Origin of the sequence: Streptomyces sp. NRRL F-5650 (assembly GCF_000721365.1) — a bacterium.
Lineage (GTDB): Bacteria > Actinomycetota > Actinomycetes > Streptomycetales > Streptomycetaceae > Streptomyces > Streptomyces ardesiacus.
The window spans coordinates 1-1135 of the sequence record NZ_JOGV01000150.1 but is presented as its reverse complement, the minus strand read 5'-3'; the positions used below and the strand labels follow the sequence as shown (position 1 = coordinate 1135).

Here is a 1135-nt window from a genome sequence, read left to right as displayed (position 1 = left end):
CACTACTGGCTGGACGGTGCGGCCGGCGCCGCCGAGGTGTCCGGGGCCGGTCTCTCCGCGCTCGGCCACCCGCTGCTGGCTGCCGGTATCGCGCTCGCGGACGGGAACGGCCACGTCTCCACGGGCCGCATCTCCCTGCGAACCCACCCTTGGCTGGCCGACCACGTGGTCATGGGCCGGGCACTCGTGCCGGGGGCGGCCGTGCTGGAGCTGATGCTGCGGGTCGGTGAGAGCGTGGGAACCGAGCTGCTGGAGGAACTCGTTCTGCACGCACCGCTGATGGTGCCGACTGGTGACGCGGCGGTCGACCTCCAGGTCGCCGTGGAATCCCCTGACGAGCAGGGGCGGCGTGCGGTGCGGCTGCACTCCCGGGCGTACCGCTCCGGGGAGGAGTTGTTCGCCGATGTCGTGCTGCCGGAGGGTGCCGAGCGTGATGCCGGACGGTTCGGGGTGCACCCCGCCCTCGTCGATGCCGCGCTGCAGACGCGTCTGGTGACCCTGCTGGAAGGGCAGGACGCCCGGTTGATGCCGTTCTCGTTCGCCGGGGCGCGTCTCCACGCGACCGGTGCCACCGCAGTCCGGGCCCGGCTGACGCCGGTGGGTGACGACACTCTTTCGGTCCAGTTGACTGATCACGCCGGGCTGCCGGTCCTCACCATCGAGGCCCTCACCTCGCGGCCACTGACCGTCGACGCACTCGCGAGCCAGAGTGTTGACTCGCTGTACGAGGTGAACTGGGACCCGCTGAGCATCGGTGCGACGCACGTCGAAGCCGACGGACCGACCGTGGTCCTTGACGGCGTCCTCCGAACATCCGGGCCGTTTCCTGCTGGTCGACCTGGACGACGCGCCGTCGTCCGTCCTGGCCCTGCCCGCCGCGGTCGCCGGAGCGGTGGTCACAGGCGAGACCTCCCTCGCCGTACGCGCCGGAGCGGTTTCCGTACCCCGCCTGGCCCGGGTCGCCCGCGCCAACGCCGACACCTTGGCCACTCCCCAGGCCGATGCCTGGGGAGTGGACCTCGAAACGGGCGGAGCTCTGGACGGGCTGCGCCTGGTGGACTGCCCGCGTGCCGCCGAGCCTCTCGGAGCGGGGCAGGTGCGGGTCGCGGTGCGTGCCACCGGCGTGAACTTCCGT

General features: G+C 72.1%; 1 protein-coding gene and 1 pseudogene. Both read left to right on the top strand.

Features of this window, described 5'->3' with window-relative positions:
- Positions 1-36: 36 nt before the first annotated feature.
- Positions 37-639, top strand: a pseudogene (locus tag IG88_RS45405) (polyketide synthase dehydratase domain-containing protein); the annotation flags it as partial.
- 154 nt (positions 640-793) lie between these two features.
- The coding region (locus IG88_RS44850; protein ID WP_037837572.1) for a SpnB-like Rossmann fold domain-containing protein at positions 794-1135 on the top strand (342 nt) is incomplete at its 3' end.